Below are 19584 nucleotides of genomic sequence, written 5' to 3' on the forward strand. Positions count from 1 at the left end.
GGATGTAGCTATGCAACAAATCACCGATACAATTTTTATGGTACGGCCAGTAAGGTTTAGAATGAACGAACAAACTGCCGTAAACAATTATTTTCAGGAAGATATAGACCTTTTAAACGAATCGGTCAATAAAAAGGCACAACAAGAGTTTGACGGGATGGTTAAAACCTTGAGGGAAGCAGGTATTAATGTTATTACCATTGACGATACACAGGAGCCCGACACGCCCGATTCTATATTTCCAAACAACTGGATTTCCACCCATGAAGACGGAACGGTGGCTTTATATCCTATGTTTGCCGAAAATAGGAGGATGGAACGAAGGGAAGAAGTGTTGGAGAAACTAGAAAACAATGGTTTCCATATAGGTAATATAATGGATTATACTACTGCTGAAGATGAAGGGATATATTTGGAAGGCACCGGGAGTATTATTCTAGATAGGGTAAACCGAAAGGCGTATTGTGCCTTGTCGCCCAGGGCAGATGAAGATTTATTTATTGAGTTTTGTGAAGATTTTGAATATTTTCCGGTAATTTTTACCGCAAATCAAACAGTTGACGGGGCTCGAAAGGCAATATACCATACCAATGTTATGATGTGTGTTGGAGATAATTTTGCAGTAATCTGCTTGGATAGCATAGACGATAAGAAGGAACGTAAAAATGTTATTTCCCATTTAAAAAACGACGGAAAAGAAATTATAAACATTACCGAGGCCCAAGTTGCCGATTTTGCTGGGAATATGCTGCAAGTTCGCTCGGCAAAAGGAAAAAAATACTTGGTAATGAGCCAATCGGCACACGATAGCCTAACACCAGCACAAAAAACAGCTATTAACAAATATGCCAAGATACTATCGTCTAACCTAAATACCATTGAAACTTGTGGCGGCGGAAGTGCCCGTTGCATGATGGCAGAAGTATTTCTGCAAAAAAAATAGTATATTAGGGACCATCGCGATTTTTGACACACAACGCTTATGCTTTCAAAAAAAACTAAATATGGTTTAAAGGCACTTACTTACATGGCTAGAAAGGAAAGTAAGGCCCCAGTATTGATTTCGGAAATAGCAGAAGAAGAAAACATATCCAAAAAATTTTTGGAAATTATTTTGCTTCAGCTAAAAAATAGTGGCTTCCTGGGTTCCAAAAAGGGAAAAGGAGGCGGCTATTACCTAATCCGGGAACCCGAGAAAATCACGATTGCCTCTTTAATCAGGGTTTTGGAAGGGCCAATAGCCATGCTTCCCTGTGTGAGTTTAAATTTCTATGAAAAATGCGACGACTGTAAAAATGAAGAAACATGTTCGTTGAGCAAGCTTATGATAGAAGTTCGTGACAGCACACTTAAAATACTTGAAAATAAAAGTTTGGCCGATCTTACACAATCCACCATAACTTCGTTATAATCAATGTTTTACTTTTTTAATTAAAAACTTCGTGTGATTTTTTTGTTAAAAACCTACTTAATTACTAGACTATTAATATCTTTGCTTTTTGGATTAGATATTAAGTGTCATGAATTTAAAAGAAATAAATAAGGAACTTAGCAACAAAACACCCGAAGAAATAGTAGCCTGGGCAATTGAGCAAGCAAAAAAGCCGGTTGTTACTACCAATTTTCGTCCGTATGAGGCTTCTATTTTGCATGCTACCACTTCAATTAAAAAGGATATTCCTGTAATTTGGTGCGATACCGGTTATAATACCAATAAAACATACCTGCATGCAGAACGTTTAATTGATGCACTGCAACTTCAAATAAAATTATACGTTCCCCGGCAAACATCGGCGTACCGCGATGCTGTTATGGGGATTCCGCATATAGATAGTCCACAGCATAAAATATTTACCGAGCAGGTAAAACTGGAACCTTTTAGGCGTGCCATGGAAGAAAACAAGCCCGATGTTTGGTTTACCAATTTACGCAAAGGCCAAACTGCATTTAGGGATACATTGGATATTGTAACGCAAGACGACAATGGCGTGTTAAAAGTGAGCCCCTTTTTCTATTGGACCGATGAAGAACTTGATGCCTACTTGGAAGAACATAACCTTGAAAACGAGTTTAAATACTTCGATCCCACAAAGGTATTGGATAACCGGGAGTGCGGGCTGCATGTTAGCTAAAAGCTAGAAAACACTAAAAAACAATAAAACCCCAATAAAGTTTTGTACTTTGTTGGGGTATTTTTTAATTGATAATGGAGGTTTTTCCCGTTAGTTTACTAAAGAAAAAAGCCACATATTTTAAAATATGCGGCTTCAGGATTAATTATTGAGGGTTTAATCGAAAATTTCTATAATTGGGATGTTTTTCTTTTATGTTAATACATGTTTTTAGCATTAAATCTCCTTTTTTAGGGCATAAAAACAAGATGTATTTTTATTAATTCAATGTAAATATACAAAAAAACATAGTTTATATACTACAAATATCAAATATTTTTTGATATTTGCAAGGTTATAATGTATTTCAGTTGAAATATTTATGATAAGATTAATCATATTAATACATTTATATATGCTGAGAAAATTACCCAATTATTTAATTGTTTTAGGAAGTTTATTGTGTACGGTAACGTTTGTAACTTCTTGTAAGCCTGCAATGGTCCATGAAAAAATTATCTTTAATGAGCAGAGAAACAAACTCAGTTTACAATATTTAAAAGAGCGGTACCACATGGTTCAGGATACACCAACAATAGTTCCCCGTATGGTCGTTGTACATTGGACGGCGATACCTACTTTTCAAAAATCTTTTGATGCCTTTTACGAACCTACTTTGCCGCCCAACAGAAAGGGTATTTCGGGTGCGGGCACGCTTAATGTTTCTTCTCAATTTTTAATAGATAGGGATGGAACCATTTATCAACTTATGCCCGAAACACTTATGGCAAGACATGTAATTGGCCTGAATTACTGTGCAATTGGCATTGAAAATGTGGGAGGCACTAAAAGTACACCCCTAACCGATGAACAACTAAAATCCAACATCCGCCTGATAAAATATTTAAAAAAGAAGTATACCATAGACTATGTAATTGGTCATTATGAATATACTTTGTTTGAAAATACAGACCTATGGCGTGAAACCGATGCGAATTACCGAACTGAAAAAACAGATCCGGGTGAAGAATTCATGGAGAAAATTAGGTACGGGGTTCGTAAATTAGACTTAAAACCATTGCCAACTAATAATTAAAACATAAAACTCATGAAAAACCATATACGAAACCTGTTGTCGCTATGTATTTGCATAGGTGCTTTTCAGGTGCTTCAGGCTCAGGACTTTTACAATAAATTGTATAATACGTATAATACATATAAAGAAGAAAGCATTAAAACACGTAGGTTTACCCATGACCAAATTATGCCATTGATTACTGTTTTAAAAAACAAGCCTTTTTTTGAAGTAAGCCGGGTAGGGACTTCCATAAAGGGAAAAAGCCTTAATTTAATTAGTATCGGCCAGGGAAGTACAGACGTGTTTTTGTGGTCGCAAATGCATGGCGATGAATCTACGGCAACCATGGCTATTTTTGACATTATAAATTTCTTCCGGTCGGATGATTTTAAAGACGAAAAGCAAGAAATGCTGTCAAACCTTCGCATCCATTTTTTACCGATGCTGAACCCAGACGGCGCCGAACTTTTTACACGCCGAAATGCCTTGGGGATAGATGTTAACCGCGATGCGCTCCGCTTGCAATCCCCGGAAGGGAAAACCCTAAAAAGGGTCCGCGATAGTCTGGAAGCCGATTTTGGTTTCAATCTTCATGACCAGAGCACCTATTACAATGCCAATAGAACTCCAAAGCCCGCTACCATTTCGTATTTGGCACCTGCTTTTAATTATGAAAAAGATATAAACGATGTGCGCAAAAGGGCCATAAAACTTATTGGCTACATGAACAATATCCTGCAACAATATGCGCCCGGACAAGTAGGAAGGTACAACGACGATTTTGAGCCAAGGGCTTTTGGTGATAATATTCAAAAATGGGGAACAAGTACCGTATTGATAGAATCCGGTGGTTACCCTAACGACCCGGAAAAGCAAGAAATTAGAAAACTTAATTTCGTAACCATACTTTCTGCTATTTATGCCATTGCCAATAAGGAATATGAAAAAGTTCCGCAGGAAGTGTATTTTAAAATTCCCGAAAACGACCGTAAACTTTTCGACTTAAAGTTAACCGGAGTTCAATACGAATTGCTGGAAAAAACATATACTGTAGATTTAGGTATAAACACCCACGAAGTGTCCGCACATAACCCGAATGGATATTTCGACAGGGGCGGCATTGCAGATATGGGCGACCTTTCTACCTATTATGGGTACCGCGAATTGGATGCTTCTGCATACCATGTTGTTCCCGCAAAAGTATACCCAAAAGCAATGCACTCTGTTGGGGAACTCATGGAAAATGGTATTAAATGGCTTTTAAAAGACGGTTATGCTTACGTGGTAGTAAAAAATATCCCTGCCGATATGGATGCATCATCGGTGCCGGTACATATTTTGGCCGAAGAAAAACCTATTCAGTTTAGTTTGCATGTAGGAGCAAATCCTACATTTTTCCTTCAAAAAGATGGAAAACTACAATATTTGATAATTAATGGCTTTCTGGTAGATTTGGAGCAACCAGAGAAGGGTTTTGGAAATGCATTGATTTATAAATAATTGATTTGCAGTGTATTAAATAATTGTAAAAAACAAAAATATTTTTATTTTTTATATTCAATACATCTAAATAAACACTACCTTTGCGCCCTTAAAATAAAGGGTTTATATGACAGCCATTAAGAATATTGCAATTATCGCACACGTTGACCACGGAAAAACAACCTTGGTGGATAAGATTTTACATCATTGCGAACTTTTCAGGGATAACCAAGAAACAGGGGAGCTAATCCTTGATAACAACGACCTTGAAAGGGAACGTGGAATTACAATTCTTTCCAAAAACGTTTCGGTAATGTACAAGGACACGAAAATTAACATTATCGACACCCCCGGGCACGCCGATTTTGGTGGTGAAGTAGAGCGTGTTTTAAATATGGCAGACGGTGTGTTGCTATTGGTAGACGCCTTTGAAGGCCCTATGCCGCAAACCCGTTTTGTGTTGCAAAAGGCCATTTCTATGAAGTTGAAGCCTATTGTGGTCGTAAACAAAGTAGATAAAGAAAACTGTACGCCCGATGAGGTGCATGAAGCCGTTTTTGATTTGATGTTTGAACTTGGCGCAGAAGAATGGCAGTTGGATTTTCCAACAGTATACGGTTCTGCCAAAAACAATTGGATGTCTGATGATTGGCAAAACCCAACAGAAAATATAGAGCCACTGCTGGATATGGTAGTGGAGCACATTCCTTCGCCAAAAGTAGAAGAAGGTTCTACACAAATGTTGATAACGTCTTTAGACTTTTCTTCCTTTACCGGAAGGATTGCCATTGGACGTCTACAACGCGGAATTCTAAAAGCTGGAATGAACGTTTCTTTGGTGAAAAGGGACGGTAGCATAACGAAATCAAGGATTAAAGAACTACATGTTTTTGATGGCCTTGGCCGCAAAAAAGTTGACGAAGTGGTAGCTGGCGACATTTGTGCCATTGCCGGACTGGAAGGTTTTGAAATTGGAGATACCATTGCCGACTTTGAAAACCCCGAAGGGCTTCCAACTATTGCTATCGATGAGCCTACCATGAGCATGCTCTTTACCATTAACGATTCTCCTTTCTTTGGTAAAGACGGTAAGTTTGTTACTTCAAGGCATATTAAGGAGCGTTTGGAGAAAGAATTGGAGAAAAATTTGGCATTGCGTGTAGAGGCAACCGACAGCGCCGATAAATTTATGGTTTTCGGTCGTGGGGTATTGCACTTATCCGTTTTGATAGAAACCATGCGCCGCGAAGGCTACGAACTTCAAATTGGGCAGCCACAAGTTATCATTAAAGAAATAGATGGTAAAAAATGCGAGCCTATTGAAGAGCTTACTATTGATTTGCCCGAAGATGTTTCTGGTAAAGCCGTAGAAATGGTAACACTTCGTAAAGGTGAAATGTTGAGTATGGAACCTAAAGGAGACCGTATGAACATTACTTTTAACATCCCGTCAAGGGGTATAATAGGGTTGCGTAACCAGTTGTTAACGGCCACTGCTGGAGAAGCCATAATGAACCACCGTTTCTTGGAATATCAACCATACAAAGGAGATATCCCGGGAAGAAATAACGGATCGTTAATTTCTATGGAAAACGGAAAAGCAATTCCATATTCAATTGATAAATTACAAGATAGGGGTAAATTTTTCGTGGATCCTAATGAAGAAATATACGAAGGACAGGTTGTTGGAGAGAATTCACGTAGTGATGATATGACGGTAAATATCACCAAAACCAAAAAATTATCAAATGTTCGTTCTTCCGGAGCAGATGACAAAGCAAAAATTGTACCTGCTATTAAGTTCTCATTGGAAGAAGCCTTGGAATACATTCAAAAAGATGAATATGTGGAGGTAACGCCAAAAACAATGCGTATCCGTAAGATTTATTTAAAAGAAGTAGACCGTAAACGAATGGGCAAACAAATAGGATAGTCTATCCGTTTGTCAATAAGTTCAATATAAAACATCCCAAAAGTTTAAACCTTTGGGGTGTTTGTTTTTTTGGAGGATACTGTTTTTAAAACTTGACCGAAGCCAATGCTTTAGCAGCATAAGCAGCACCAATTATACCAGCTTCGTTAAGGGTTTCAGCTTGTATTACAGGAGTTTTTACTTTTAAATATTTTTCATATTCGTCAAAATATTTACTGCCTCCGCCACCAATAATAAATAAGTCGGGACAAACAATAAGTTCCACATGGTCGAGGAATTTATTAAACCGCTTTCCCCATTTTTTAAAACTCATGTCTTTTTTCTTCCGAACGGAATTGGCGGCATAATCTTCAATATTCTTATATTTTTTATAATACATCTGCCCAAGTTCGAAGTTAGGGATCAGGTTTCCGTTAAAAAAAGCACCGCTCCCGAGACCGGTTCCTACGGTAATGGTAAGTACAAAACCTTTTTTCCCTTTTCCGGCACCAAAATTAATTTCTGCAATACCGGCCGCATCGGCGTCATTTACAACAATAAAGGGTAGTCCGGTTACGCTTTCAAAGAGTTCATCAACATTTACTCCTACCCATTTGCTATGCAAGTTGCTTGAAGTAATCACAATGCTGTTTTTAATGGACGATGGAAATCCGCACCCAACAGGACCGTTCCATTTAAAATGGTCCACGATGGCTTTAATAACTTTGGACATTGCTTCCGGTGTGGCCGGGCGTGGCGTGTCTATGCGGAATCTTTCAGTAAGTAAAACCCCTTTTTTTATATCTACAATGGCCCCTTTCATGCCAGAAGCCCCAACATCTATTCCTAAAACTTCCATGGATTGTTTTTTCTGATAAAGAAATCTTTTGATGTAAAAATAATGGATTGTTATTATTAATCAATATTTTTTGTCTTTTTTATAAAAATAATCACCTTTTTTATAGAAACTGATGATTATCTTGACAAAGAATTGTAGCTTAATGTGTAATAATTAAAAAAGCTTATATGGAATATTTTAATACGTCCATTACCGAATTAATTGGCTATGCAGCTTCTTTAGGCGTGCTTTTGTCTTTTTTTATGAAAGAAATAAGAAGGCTAAGAATTGTAAATTCCATAGGGTGCCTACTTTTTGTAATTTATGGGGCAATGCTCCCTTCAATCCCCATTATTATTACCAATGCCGCCATACTTGGAGTTAATTTTTATTATTTGTTGATAAGGCGGAAGTAAAAAAGTCATTCATGAATATTTAGTCGCATAAAAGGCAATTTGTTTTTGTGGAGCCTCTTAAATGACTGCCTTACAAATAAATAACCTACACACTTTTCTGTACCACTTCAAATACTTTGCTGCCGTCGCATTTTAAGGTTTTAGAAGGAAACTTCAGCAAGAGGGCATAATCGTGCGTGGCCATTAAAATGGTACGCCCATTTTTGTTAATGTCCTGCAACACCTTCATTACTTCCACACTGGTTTGTGGGTCGAGGTTTCCGGTAGGCTCATCGGCCAGGATAAGCTCGGGGTCGTTAAGCAAAGACCGTGCAATGGCAACCCGCTGTTGTTCGCCACCCGATAATTGGTGCGGGAACTTAAATCCTTTGGTGGCCATTCCCACTTTGGTAAGTACTTCGTCTATTTTAGCGGCTATTTTGTCTTTGTCGGTCCATCCGGTGGCCTTCAGTACAAACAAAAGATTATCGTTTATGGTCCGGTCGGGCAATAATTTAAAATCTTGGAACACAATGCCGAGCTTTCTTCGTAAAAAAGGAATGTCTTTTTCTTTTAAGGTACGCAAATCGTAGTCTACAATAACGCCCGAGCCTTGCACAAGCGGTAAATCTCCGTAAAGGGTTTTCATAAAACTACTTTTTCCGCTCCCGGTCTTGCCTATTAAATAAACAAAATCACCTTTGTTGATATTTAAATTTATTTCACTTAACACCAAATTTTCTTTTTGGTATATGGCAACATCCCGTAGTTCTAGAATTACTTCACTCATTGTATTTGGTTGTGCGTATTTGTTTTAGTTTTGATGTTTTATAACAGGCTGTATTGAACATTCAGTATACAAATTTTTAATAATTTAAATAGCATACTATTTTATAAAACTAGCCGTAAAGGTAATTATTATATATTTTTCTAAAATACAAATTATTGCTTTAGGATAATTATAACAAAAAAACCACGTTATTAATATGTTCATTCATGTATTTTTGAAACTAGAAACAAACCCATTTTTTATGAATCTGACACAGAAAGGATTTACTATGTTGCTGCTGTTGGGAAGTGCAGTTTCCTACAGTCAGCAATCCAAAATTTATACATACGGTCAAAAAGATTATTACAAAGCATTAGACCTGTACAATAAAAAGCAATACCAAGCCTCACAAGTTATTTTTCAAAATGTAAAAAGAACAACCACAGATAATGAAATAGAGGCAAATGCTGCTTATTATATTGCCAATGCAGCGATTAGGACCAACCAATTGGGAGCCGATAAACTAATGGAAGATTTTGTTGCTAATTACCCAACATCCACCAAGCGCAGTTCTGCATTTATGGATGTGGCCGACTATTATTTTAACCAAGGGAGGTATGCCAATGCGTTACATTGGTATGATATGGCCGAAGACCAATCGTTAAGCAATGCGGAACGCGATGAATTCAACTTTAAAAAAGGATATTCATTGTTTGTGTCCAAGAAGTATGGGCCGGCAAAAGAATATTTGGAAAGGGTGTCTACCTCTCAAGAATATGGTTCGCAGGCCAAATATTACATTGGTTACATGGCTTATCAAGGTGATGATTACAATGAAGCAAACCAATATTTCGATCAGGTTTCGGGCAACGAAGAGCTCAACAAGAACTTTTCGTATTATCAGGCCGATATGAACTTTAAGCTAGGGAAGTTTGACGAGGCCATTAAACTGGCGAAAGAACAGCTTCCAAATGCCGATAGGAACGAGCTTTCCGAACTCAATAAAATAATAGGCGAAAGTTATTTCAACAAAAAAGAATACCAAGCCGCCATTCCTTATTTAAAAGAATACAAAGGAAAAGGAGGAAAATGGAACAATACCGATTTTTACCAATTGGGTTACGCCTATTACAAACAAGGCGATTACGAATCGGCCATTGGGCAGTTCAATAAAATAGTAGAAGGGAACAATTCCGTAGCGCAGAACGCATACTACCATTTGGGAGAATGTTACTTAAAGACCAACAAAAAACAACAAGCATTAAACGCCTTTAGGAATGCTTCGGACATGCCTTTCGACGAGCAAATTAAAAAAGATGCCTTCCTCAATTATGCACGTTTAAGCTACGAAATAGGAAACCCCTACCAAAGCGCGCCTTTGGTGCTTACCAACTATTTAAAAGCATATCCCAACAGCGAGAACACCCAAGAGATCCAAGAACTTTTAGTAGATTCGTACATTACTTCCAAAAATTACGATGCCGCTCTGGATTTGTTGGAAAAGAACAAAAATTACAGTACAAAAACAACGTATCAAAAAGTTGCCTTTTACCGTGGACTGGAACTTTTTAACGAAGGTAAATACGCAGAAGCGAAAGAATACTTTAATAAATCTGCCAAAGAGCAGCAAGACTTGTTGTTCACGGCAAGGGCTACGTACTGGAATGCCGAGGTTGATTATTTAATGGAAAATTATAGTGAAGCTGTAATAGGTTTTAAGCAATTCAATCAAAATACAATGGCTCCACAGACACCAGAATATAAAAATATGAATTACGATTTGGCTTACGCTTATTTTAAACAAAAGGAATATGCCGAAGCCGCTACCTATTTTAAAGCATATGTAGATGGAAACCAGCAAAAAGACAATGCCCATCTAAAAGACAGTTACCTGCGGTTGGCAGACAGCCAATTTGCAAGCAGTCAATACTGGCCGGCCATGGAAGCATACAATAAAGCCATAGAACTGGGCGGGGACGATGCCGATTATGCACATTTCCAAAAGGCGATTAGCTACGGCTTTGTTGACAGGCAGGAAAAGAAAATAACCGAACTGGAATCGTTCATCAACCGTTTCCCCAACTCAACCTTAAGAGACGATGCGTATTACGAGCTGGGGAATACCTACATAAACAACAACCAGACCGATAAAGGTATAGAAGCCTATGGAAAACTGGCCTCAGAATACCGAATGAGCTCCTTTGTGCCCAAAGCCATGCTAAAAGAAGGCTTGGTATACTACAACAATGGCGCCAACGAAAAGGCCTTGTCCAAATTCAAGTCGGTTGTAAGCGCTTATCCAAATACACCAGAAGCCGTTCAGGCAGTGGCAACTGCAAAACAAGTATATGTAGACGAGGGCCGCGTGGGCGAATATGCCTCATGGGTTAAAGGTTTAGGCTTTGTAAACGTAACCGATACAGAGCTGGAAAGCGCCTCCTTCGAGTCGGCCGAACGGCAATACATCCAAAACAAATCCAATGCGGCCATTAAGGGCTTTGAGGGGTACCTCAATGAGTTTCCGCAAGGTTCCAACGCCTTAAAGGCCCATTTTTATTTAGGTGAATTGTATTACAAAGAAGGAAATAAAGAAAAAGCACTGCTGCATTACGAATACATAGTAAACGAAAAACGCAACGAATTTTCTGAAGAAGCCTATGTGAAAACAGGCGAAATGTACATGCAGAACAAAAATTACAACAAGGCCATAGAAGTATTGAAGATACTTGAGCAGGGAGCCGATTTTCAGCAGAACATCATCTTTGCACAGTCCAATATCATGAAAGCTAGTTACGAGCAAAAAAACTATCCGCAGACTATTACCTATGCCGAGAAAGTTTTAAACACAACAAAAGTAGACGACCGTATTAAAAGCGATGCCTATGTAATGATTGCACGTTCTGCAATAGCAACGGGAGACGAGGCAAAAGCAAAAAGTGCCTATGCCGAAGTACAAAAAATAGCCACAGGAGAATTGGCTGCCGAAGCCCTGTATTACGATGCTTATTTTAAAAACAAAGAAGGCAATTATGAAGCCTCAAACGCATCGGCACAAAAATTGGCCAAAGATTATTCGGCATACAAAGAAACCGGGGCAAAAGGCCTTATTGTAATGGCAAAAAACTTTTTCGCCATGGACGATGCCTTTCAGGCCACTTATATCTTACAAAATGTAATTGATAATTTTTCGCAGTATCCGGAGGTAGTTGAAGATGCCAAAAAAGAGCTTTCCCTTATTAAAACCAAAGAGGCGCAACGCAATTCTTCAATCAATCCAAACCAAAACTAACCATAGTTTTATGACATTCAATTTAAAAAGCACAGAAGATAAAATAGCACGATATACCATGCGCAAGAATTTATATATAACGGCCTTATTGTTTATTTCCGGAAGCTCTGTTTTATGGGCACAGGAAAAAGACAAGAACAAAGAGAAAGAAGAAGAGGGCATAGGCACAGAGGTTGTAAACGTAGTAAAACCATACACGCCCACTATTTCCGATGCCAATAAAATTCAGGAAACCCCTTCGTTAAACGATTCCATTACCACCACAAGAAAAAATATAGAATACAATATCTTTTCGGTGCCCGTAGCCTCGACCTTCACCCCCGCAAAGGGAAAAGCAACAGGACTAAAAAAAGCTGCCAAGGAACGTCTGTACAACTCGTACCTGTCCTTGGGCCTGGGCAACTACAATACGGCTATGCTGGACTTTTATACAAGCCGCGATTTTAGCAGGGACGAAAGTCTGGACATTATGCTCAATCATCATTCCTCTCAAGGCGGGATAGACAATGTGGTGTTGGACGATAAATTTTTCAATACCTCTTTAGAGGCCTATTATAGAAAAAGAGACCGGTACATGAGCTGGGGGCTTAACGGTGGGTTTCAACATCAAATTTACAATTGGTACGGACTTCCCGAAGGTGTATACAGCGATGCTGCAATAGGCAGCATAGACGAGAAACAGAGCTATTATACCGGTTTTATTGGTGGTAACCTAGAGTTCGAAGAATCTTATTTTACCGGGGGCGAAGTTTATTACAGGCGCTTTTGGGATGCATACAGCTCAGGAGAAAACAGGGCGGTGCTAAAGCCTAAATTTCAGTTTCCGGTAGGAGAGGAGCTGGTAAGCCTGGATGTTGCCGTAGATTATGTGGGCGGAAGCTTTGACAGGATTTATGGAAACGCCAATACCGATATAAACTACAGCAACCTCTTTGCGGGCGTCAAGCCAAGCATACAAATTGTAAGCGACGGACTTACGCTTAACCTGGGCGCTTCTATTGTATACAACCAGGATTTAGAAAACAGCGATGGCGATTTCTTTTTCTATCCCAATGTAGATGTGTCCTATGATATTGTAGATGAATTCGTTACCGCATACGGTGGGGTAGACGGTAGTTTGCAGCAAAACTCCTATTACCAATTTGCACAAGAAAACCCATACGTTTCCCCAACGTTGAACATAATGCCAACCGACCAGCAATACAACGCCTTTGCCGGGATTAAAGGCCGCTTTTTGCCAAACGTGGGGTACAATCTAAAAGGCTCGTACATTGTAGAAAACAACAAATACATGTACAAGTCCAATTCTATATACACCGGGCAGGACAGCCAGATTGTTAACAATGAAGGCTATGCCTATGGAAATTCCTTTGGAATGGTTTACGACGATATTACTACAATTTCCGTATACGGGGAGGTAAACGCCGATATAAACCGAAACTTTTCTTTGGGCGCCAATGCAGAGTTTATTGATTATTCTACCGACAACGAAGAAGAAGCCTGGAACCTGCCAACCATTAAAGGGACATTGTTTGCAGACTATAAGTACGGGAAATGGTCTGCCGGAGCACACCTCTTCTATGTCGGGGAAAGGCATGACAGGATAGACTCACCCATCCTTTTAGACCCAGAAACGGTAAGCTTGGACGGTTATTTCGACATTAATGCCAATATAGGCTATGATATCACCAACCAATGGTCGGCCTTTATCAGGGCAAACAACATTGCCAACAACCAATATAACCGTTTGGTATTTTACCCCGTACAGGGCTTTCAGATACTGGCCGGGGCCGCTTATAAGTTCGATTTGTAAAACACATAGACCAAAGGGTTTTAAAAAATAAAAACATAAAAGAGCTTGTCGAAGGGTTATATAGAATACATGTTGTTATATAAACTTCGATAAGCTCCTTGACAGAAATGAATTTCTTCATAGGTACTCATTTTCTTCATGCATGGCAAAGCCTTTAGAACATGCTATTTACTCAATCCTTAATATTTTTTTCGCGGGTGTGTTTCCTTTAAAGAGCAAAGCACCTTATTCATTCTTTGTTTATGAGTACTTTCCCGGCTGGCAAGGGTCCAGCTTAGTACCTGGTAATAATTCTTAATGCCCTCATAAGCACCAATATAATAAAAAACATCAATGCCATCAATTTCACCCTTAAGTGTTGTTAATCTTGCGGGCATGCTATTTATCAAAGTATCCACCACTTCGCCATGTACAGGGCTGTTAATACTATTGCTAAGTATATTCAGGGATATATCGGCATAACTGTCAATATCATTGTTATAGATGCTGGATAAATCATTTTCATCTAGTAGTTGCTGCAAACCATCCTTGGGCTCATCAATGACAACTACATAAAATTCACGGATACCGTTCATGTATTGAAGCGAGGCATCATTGTTTAGGTCATTGGCTTTGCTTAAAAACGAAGGGACAGCCAAAGTATACCTATCTTCTACCGATACAATTTGTTCCCTGTCGCCTCCAAGGGCACAAGATTGTAAAAAAAGGATGGTAAGTAGTAGCGTAAAAGTTTTTTTCATGGGTGATTTTTATGGGTTTAAGGTTGGAATATAGTAAATATAATAAGAACTGGCATAAACTTTCGTTACTTATCCCGGTATTTGTCCTCCGTTGGTAGGTTAAACTATTGATGTGCAACCTTATTTACCTGTCATTTCAACTTCCGAGCAGTCTTATCATACAGTAGCAGACCATTTCCGTAAGTTGGCCGGAATACTTGCGACAGCAAAGCATACAACCCAAGCAAATAAGCAGTATAGCAGTTATAAAAATAATAAAATAGTGCTGTTAAAGAATTTTATGTGAGGCTATAAACCTTCCATATATTTTTTAATGCCCGCATGAAGGTTTTGGCAAAGGGCATAGAGCCATTCCAGTTGTTCCGAGATAATCCTGACCTCCTTTAGTTGCTCCCTAAGTTCGTCTTTAATGGCATGTTGCCCAGCATCTATCTCCTCGTTTCTTTGTGCTGAAAGGTTATTGTAGATTTCCGCAAGGCGGTTTTTTGCCTGGTTGAGGTCCGGTTCGTTTTGTGGGGTAAAGTCCCTCTTATGGATAATGGCTTCGCAATAAGTAAGCTTGTCGATAATAGAATTCATGTACGCGTCGAAATATTCAGAGGCATCGGTAGTATGATGTATCTGTATATAAGTCCCCATTGAAGCCGTGGTCGAGAGCAATGAGTTTAGTGTTACCACTATTTCGTACAACCTGTTCAGGTTTTGCTGCTGCCATTTGGGTTCTTGCGTCATCCGTTGAAAACCCGCATGTAGGTTTCCTATGGCAATAAAAGTTTGCTTCCGTGAAAGTTTGTAAGAAGTCTTTAACTCTGTTTTATCGTGATAAAAAGCCTTTGCTTCTTCTAAATAAGCCTTGTTGGTTGCAATAGCTTCCAAGATTAAGCTTTGTATGCTCTCTTTTTCCCAAGTAGGCCATAACAATAAATTGGCAACACTCGCCAAGATGGCCCCCACTAAGGTGTCTACTACCCTAAATTGAATAATTCCCAGAGTATTGGGCGATAACATGGCATATACAAAAACAATGGTAAGCGTAATAAAAACCGCCGATGCCTTATAGTTTTGTTGTACAAACGTAAAGGCAAGTGTCATGGCAACAAAGGTAATGCCCATGTAAACAAATATGTTGTTGGTAAGCAAAACAATTCCCACGGCAATGGCACCGCCAATAAGGGTGCCTATAATACGCTGCTGCGATCGGTCTTTGGTAAGCACATAGCCCGGCCTCATTATTACTATAATGGTCAATATGATCCAATAAGCATTTTGGAGCGAGAAGAAAGTACCTATAAGGTATCCTGCCAAAACTGTAACCACCAACCGCAGGGAATGTTTAAATATGGGGGATTTTAACGTGAGGTTCTCCATCAATAATTTAGGACTGTAGTCCTGGGGGGTTATAAATTTAAGGCGGTCCCTGTTTTTAAGCCTTTCCGAAATTTCGTCAGTAAGCGTCCCCGTTAAAATACGTTTAATTATAGTTACCTTTTGATGCTGTTTTTCGGTATAGTCAAGCAGGTTCCTCAATTGTAAAATCTCCTCTCGGTATCTTTTTACGTCTACTTCCTGTTTAAACTTTTCTATGGCCATTTTAGAGTTGGCAATAAGCTCGTTGACGCTCACGGGTGCCATACCTTTTTGCTGATGTAGGTTGCGGTTGGACAGTATTTGCAGTCTGTTGGCAATGGCGTTCATGGTAATGGCTATTTCATCTACGGCCTTTTTAAAACCTTGGCTTCCCATGTCGTATTTTTTATAGTGGAGCGGGTTGGCAACGGCAAATTCATGAATATCTATCAACTCTATAAAGAGCATTAACTGCTTTCTTTTAGAATACATCCCACCTGAGCGTTGCCGTTGGTGCAGTAAAATGGCACGCAGGGTTTCGTGTTTTTCATTAATCTCGTTTTGTAGTGCCAGTTGCTTGTTCAGGGCATTTTCCCTGTTTTTTGCCGCTATAGATGCAACCCTTGTTTTAAGATAAGAAGAGGTGAGCTCCATACATTCGGTCAAGAGCTGGTCGCTATATTGTTGTGTCCGTAATTTTCCAACAAGCTGAGACAAAACCAGGTACCACATCCCGCCCCCTATTATATAGAGCGCATTGTACCATATGTCCATGCCCGAAAGCGGATGTGCAAAACTCAATGAAATCGCCAACAGGCCGGAAAAGGCAATTAAAGAAGCCCTAAAACCATAAACCGATATATAAGAATTGATAAAGACCAGCACTGCAAGGGAAATAACAAGCAAGTATACATGGGGCATGGTATAATGAATTATAATAAAGCTCGTTATTGCCAACAAAAGCGATATAAGCATTCCGTTTAAATGATGTTTTTTGTTGCCCGGTATATCACTGGCAGAAATTAAAAGAACCCCCAGGGCTGCACCCGCGCCAATGGTCATATTTAAAAAGAAATAGCAAATGGCAATGGCGCTAAAGGCGGCACAGCTTATTAATAAGCCCTTGGTAAAGTTGTAGCTTTTAAAAAATTGAACAATAATTGGCCTCATTAAAACACATGTTGACAGTACAAAGTTAGGTTATATGTTTAGAACTTGACTTTTCTTTTTTTCTGATTTGCTTTTACGGCAGTATTCCATATACAATTGTTTATAGTAAACAGGGAAAAGGGGTTAGGGAGATGGTTAACTGTTATTGGTTGTTAGGGACATACAGCTCTAAACCCCCAACTCTCAGCAACATAACATCATAACAGCATAACGACACGAAACCTGAAACCTAAAACCTCCTCCTACTATTTTTTGAATTATATTTGGTAATGCTAATTCTAAAAACCAATATAATGAAAATACAGGGAAAAGTCATAGCTAGTATAGCCACGACCTTCTTATTAACCATGTGCATTTCTTGTGCTAGTAAGCAAAAAGTAGATTTAATAGTAGTAAATGCCAAGGTATATACCGTTGATAAAAACATGAGTAAAGCAGAAGCTTTTGCCGTTAAGGATGAAAAATTTATTGAAATAGGAAGCTCTCAATCCATAGCAAGTACTTATGAAGCCAAAAAGGTAATAGACCTTGAAGGTAAGCCCGTATATCCTGGTTTTATAGATGCTCATTGTCATTTTTTCGCACTCGGACTTAACAAGCAAAAGGTAGATTTGGTAGGCACGTCCAGTTATAAAGAAGTTTTAGGGCGAGTTGTAGCCTTTCAAAAAGAAAGACAAGCCAGCTTTATCCAGGGCGGGGGCTGGGACCAAAACGATTGGGAGGTAAAAGAATTCCCAACAAAAGATGCCCTGGATTCGCTCTTCCCCGATACGCCCGTAGTTTTGTCCCGTATAGACGGGCATGCATATCTGGTAAACCAAAAAGCACTGGACTTGGCCGGGATTACTTCAGAAACAAAAATAGACGGTGGAGAGATAATCATAAAAAACGGAGAGCCTACAGGAGTTTTGGTAGACAATCCCATGGGGTTAATAGATAAGGTTATGCCGGCTATTACCACGGAAACAGCAATATATGCACTAACCGATGCCCAAAAAGTTTGCTTCGACTATGGCTTAACTACCGTAAACGATGCAGGTTTGAGCAAACAAACCATTCTTCTAATTGATAGTTTACAAAAAACAGGAAAACTGGATATGCGCATATACGCCATGGTAAGCAATACACCCGAAAGTGTAAATTATTTTTTAGAGCGGGGCATACTTAAAACCGACAAGCTCGATGTACGTTCGGTAAAAGCCTATGCCGATGGAGCTTTGGGGTCGCGCGGAGCGGCATTAAAGGCACCTTACACAGACAAGCACGGCCATTTTGGCGCCATGGTAACACCCGTAGACCAAATATACAGCTTAGCAGAACGTCTGGCTAAAACAGATTATCAGTTAAATACCCATGCCATTGGTGATTCGGCAAATGTGGTTGTTTTGCGCGCTTACGAAAAGGCATTAAAAGATCAAGAAGATAGGCGTTGGAAAGTAGAACACGCCCAAATTGTAGATGTAAAGGACTTTCATTACTTTTCCAACAACATAATTCCGTCAGTACAGCCCACTCATGCCACGAGCGATATGTATTGGGCAAAAGACCGCGTGGGGCCAAAACGTATAAAGGGTGCCTATGCATACAAAACATTGCTGGACAAGGCAGGGGTAATAGCATTGGGTACCGACTTTCCCGTGGAGTATGTAAGTCCGTTTTTAACCTTCTATGCCGCCGTTGCCAGAAAAGATGTTAAAGGATTTCCCCAAAACGGGTTCCAGACAAAAGATGCATTGAGCAGGGAAGAAACCTTAAAAGGGATGACCATCTGGGCAGCCTATTCAAATTTTGAAGAAAAAGAAAAGGGCAGTATTGAAAAAGGCAAATGGGCCGATTTTGTAGTGCTCGATAAAGATATAATGACAGTCCCGGTAGAACAAATACCCGACATGAAAGCAACTTATACCTTTGTGGGAGGTAAACAAATGAAATGATATGTATAAACAAAAAGCGAAGCGGGTATAAACCGGCTTCGCTTTTGTCTTTTTTTAAATTAGTTTTTAATAGGCATATGTAAAAGGAACTTCTACACGAGCCTTGTCCCATCCCATAATCATATTGGCACCGCCATCAATAGGTGTGAAAATAATTGAAAACGACTCCAAAGACTTGCTGTCGGTTTTGGCAGGCACGTTAATCCTGGCCACATCATTCGACTCATTATAACTAAAAGCACCCCAAACATCGGTATCTTTATTGATAATAATGGTCCATTCATCTTTTCCGGGAATGGTAAACAAGCTATAAGTGCCAGCTTCAATTGGCTTTCCGCCAAAAGACACATCTTGGTACAACTTAATCTCGGTAGCCTCATTGGCACCGGTCCTCCATACTTCGCCGTAAGGGGCCAGGTCTATGCCAACAACACGGTCTTTAAGTTGAGGCCGGCTATAGATAACCTTAATGAGCGGGGCGGCATTTTTTTCTGGTCGGTAATAAGCAATGTCTGCCGGACTTTTGTCCAATCCGCTAAATTTTTGGGCTTGTACTTGTGTTCCAAACGAAAGTGCAGCTACAAAAAACATTGCAACGAGGGTCTTTTTCATAATGGGTCTGTTTAATTATTAATAGTTATGTGTTTATTTGATTGTAGATATCAAACTTACGTTTAATAGTATGAAAAAAGATCTAGAACTTACA

General features: G+C 39.3%; 15 protein-coding genes. 10 read left to right on the forward strand and 5 right to left on the reverse strand.

Annotated elements, in window-relative coordinates:
* Positions 1–10 precede the first annotated feature (10 nt).
* From ctlX to typA, 6 genes are all read left to right on the forward strand, one after another.
* Positions 11–943, forward strand: a complete 933-nt coding sequence (gene ctlX / locus PSF86_RS00795) for a citrulline utilization hydrolase CtlX (RefSeq protein ID WP_277898150.1) — start codon at positions 11–13, stop codon at positions 941–943.
* Between the two features lie 39 nt (positions 944–982).
* Complete coding sequence (locus tag PSF86_RS00800; RefSeq protein ID WP_277898151.1) at positions 983–1411, forward strand: RrF2 family transcriptional regulator; 429 nt, start codon at positions 983–985, stop codon at positions 1409–1411.
* Positions 1412–1520: 109 nt separating this feature from the next.
* A complete protein-coding gene (locus PSF86_RS00805; RefSeq protein WP_277898152.1) occupies positions 1521–2132 on the forward strand; it encodes a phosphoadenosine phosphosulfate reductase domain-containing protein in 612 nt (203 codons plus the stop codon).
* 394 nt (positions 2133–2526) lie between these two features.
* On the forward strand, positions 2527–3207 hold the full coding sequence (locus PSF86_RS00810; RefSeq protein ID WP_277898153.1) for an N-acetylmuramoyl-L-alanine amidase: 681 nt from the start codon (positions 2527–2529) through the stop codon (positions 3205–3207).
* A gap of 12 nt (positions 3208–3219) precedes the next feature.
* Positions 3220–4689 (forward strand): M14 family metallopeptidase, encoded by a 1470-nt coding sequence (locus PSF86_RS00815; RefSeq protein ID WP_277898154.1) that lies wholly within the window; start codon positions 3220–3222, stop codon positions 4687–4689.
* A gap of 109 nt (positions 4690–4798) precedes the next feature.
* On the forward strand, positions 4799–6604 hold the full coding sequence (gene typA, locus PSF86_RS00820) for a translational GTPase TypA (RefSeq protein ID WP_277898155.1): 1806 nt from the start codon (positions 4799–4801) through the stop codon (positions 6602–6604).
* An 85-nt stretch (positions 6605–6689) separates the two neighbouring features.
* Here the strand turns inward: typA and ppgK are convergent, their stop codons facing one another.
* Positions 6690–7442, reverse strand: a complete 753-nt coding sequence (gene ppgK / locus PSF86_RS00825) for a polyphosphate--glucose phosphotransferase (protein WP_277898156.1) — start codon at positions 7440–7442, stop codon at positions 6690–6692.
* A 167-nt stretch (positions 7443–7609) separates the two neighbouring features.
* Between ppgK and PSF86_RS00830 the strand changes: the two genes are divergently transcribed.
* Positions 7610–7837, forward strand: coding sequence for a YgjV family protein (locus tag PSF86_RS00830; protein WP_277898157.1), 228 nt, complete (start codon positions 7610–7612; stop codon positions 7835–7837).
* Positions 7838–7922: 85 nt separating this feature from the next.
* Here the strand turns inward: PSF86_RS00830 and PSF86_RS00835 are convergent, their stop codons facing one another.
* Complete coding sequence (locus PSF86_RS00835; RefSeq protein WP_277898158.1) at positions 7923–8606, reverse strand: cell division ATP-binding protein FtsE; 684 nt, start codon at positions 8604–8606, stop codon at positions 7923–7925.
* A gap of 241 nt (positions 8607–8847) precedes the next feature.
* Between PSF86_RS00835 and PSF86_RS00840 the strand changes: the two genes are divergently transcribed.
* Together PSF86_RS00840 and PSF86_RS00845 are read left to right on the forward strand one after the other, a co-directional pair.
* Complete coding sequence (locus PSF86_RS00840) at positions 8848–11874, forward strand: tetratricopeptide repeat protein (RefSeq protein WP_277898159.1); 3027 nt, start codon at positions 8848–8850, stop codon at positions 11872–11874.
* Positions 11875–11884: 10 nt separating this feature from the next.
* The gene (locus tag PSF86_RS00845) at positions 11885–13687 is read left to right on the forward strand and encodes a TonB-dependent receptor (RefSeq protein WP_277898160.1); all 1803 of its coding nucleotides are present in this window, start codon (positions 11885–11887) and stop codon (positions 13685–13687) included.
* A 179-nt stretch (positions 13688–13866) separates the two neighbouring features.
* On the opposite strand, the gene PSF86_RS00850 is transcribed toward PSF86_RS00845, so the two are convergent.
* Both PSF86_RS00850 and PSF86_RS00855 read right to left on the reverse strand, forming a co-directional pair.
* Positions 13867–14427 carry a hypothetical protein gene (locus PSF86_RS00850; protein WP_277898161.1) on the reverse strand — a complete coding sequence of 187 codons (561 nt, stop codon included), beginning with the start codon at positions 14425–14427 and terminating at the stop codon, positions 13867–13869.
* Between the two features lie 288 nt (positions 14428–14715).
* Entirely contained in the window at positions 14716–16944 is a 2229-nt protein-coding gene (locus PSF86_RS00855; RefSeq protein WP_277898162.1) for an FUSC family protein, read from the reverse strand.
* Between the two features lie 293 nt (positions 16945–17237).
* On the opposite strand from PSF86_RS00855, the gene PSF86_RS00860 reads away from it, so the two are divergent.
* Entirely contained in the window at positions 17238–18878 is a 1641-nt protein-coding gene (locus PSF86_RS00860; protein ID WP_407933301.1) for an amidohydrolase, read from the forward strand.
* A gap of 66 nt (positions 18879–18944) precedes the next feature.
* Here the strand turns inward: PSF86_RS00860 and PSF86_RS00865 are convergent, their stop codons facing one another.
* Positions 18945–19490, reverse strand: coding sequence for a DUF2911 domain-containing protein (locus PSF86_RS00865; RefSeq protein WP_277898163.1), 546 nt, complete (start codon positions 19488–19490; stop codon positions 18945–18947).
* Positions 19491–19584 lie beyond the last annotated feature (94 nt).

The sequence above is a fragment of the Galbibacter pacificus genome, assembly GCF_029603165.1.
Lineage (GTDB): Bacteria > Bacteroidota > Bacteroidia > Flavobacteriales > Flavobacteriaceae > Galbibacter > Galbibacter pacificus.

What these genes read in the sequence shown, in the direction of transcription:
- ctlX (WP_277898150.1), top strand. Translation starts at nt 11, where the DNA reads ATGCAACAAATCACCGATACAATTTTTATGGTACGGCCAGTAAGGTTT.
- PSF86_RS00800 (WP_277898151.1), top strand. Translation starts at nt 983, where the DNA reads ATGCTTTCAAAAAAAACTAAATATGGTTTAAAGGCACTTACTTACATG.
- PSF86_RS00805 (WP_277898152.1), top strand. Translation starts at nt 1,521, where the DNA reads ATGAATTTAAAAGAAATAAATAAGGAACTTAGCAACAAAACACCCGAA.
- PSF86_RS00810 (WP_277898153.1), top strand. Translation starts at nt 2,527, where the DNA reads ATGCTGAGAAAATTACCCAATTATTTAATTGTTTTAGGAAGTTTATTG.
- PSF86_RS00815 (WP_277898154.1), top strand. Translation starts at nt 3,220, where the DNA reads ATGAAAAACCATATACGAAACCTGTTGTCGCTATGTATTTGCATAGGT.
- typA (WP_277898155.1), top strand. Translation starts at nt 4,799, where the DNA reads ATGACAGCCATTAAGAATATTGCAATTATCGCACACGTTGACCACGGA.
- ppgK (WP_277898156.1), bottom strand. Translation starts at nt 7,442, where the DNA reads ATGGAAGTTTTAGGAATAGATGTTGGGGCTTCTGGCATGAAAGGGGCC.
- PSF86_RS00830 (WP_277898157.1), top strand. Translation starts at nt 7,610, where the DNA reads ATGGAATATTTTAATACGTCCATTACCGAATTAATTGGCTATGCAGCT.
- PSF86_RS00835 (WP_277898158.1), bottom strand. Translation starts at nt 8,606, where the DNA reads ATGAGTGAAGTAATTCTAGAACTACGGGATGTTGCCATATACCAAAAA.
- PSF86_RS00840 (WP_277898159.1), top strand. Translation starts at nt 8,848, where the DNA reads ATGAATCTGACACAGAAAGGATTTACTATGTTGCTGCTGTTGGGAAGT.
- PSF86_RS00845 (WP_277898160.1), top strand. Translation starts at nt 11,885, where the DNA reads ATGACATTCAATTTAAAAAGCACAGAAGATAAAATAGCACGATATACC.
- PSF86_RS00850 (WP_277898161.1), bottom strand. Translation starts at nt 14,427, where the DNA reads ATGAAAAAAACTTTTACGCTACTACTTACCATCCTTTTTTTACAATCT.
- PSF86_RS00855 (WP_277898162.1), bottom strand. Translation starts at nt 16,944, where the DNA reads ATGAGGCCAATTATTGTTCAATTTTTTAAAAGCTACAACTTTACCAAG.
- PSF86_RS00860 (WP_407933301.1), top strand. Translation starts at nt 17,238, where the DNA reads ATGAAAATACAGGGAAAAGTCATAGCTAGTATAGCCACGACCTTCTTA.
- PSF86_RS00865 (WP_277898163.1), bottom strand. Translation starts at nt 19,490, where the DNA reads ATGAAAAAGACCCTCGTTGCAATGTTTTTTGTAGCTGCACTTTCGTTT.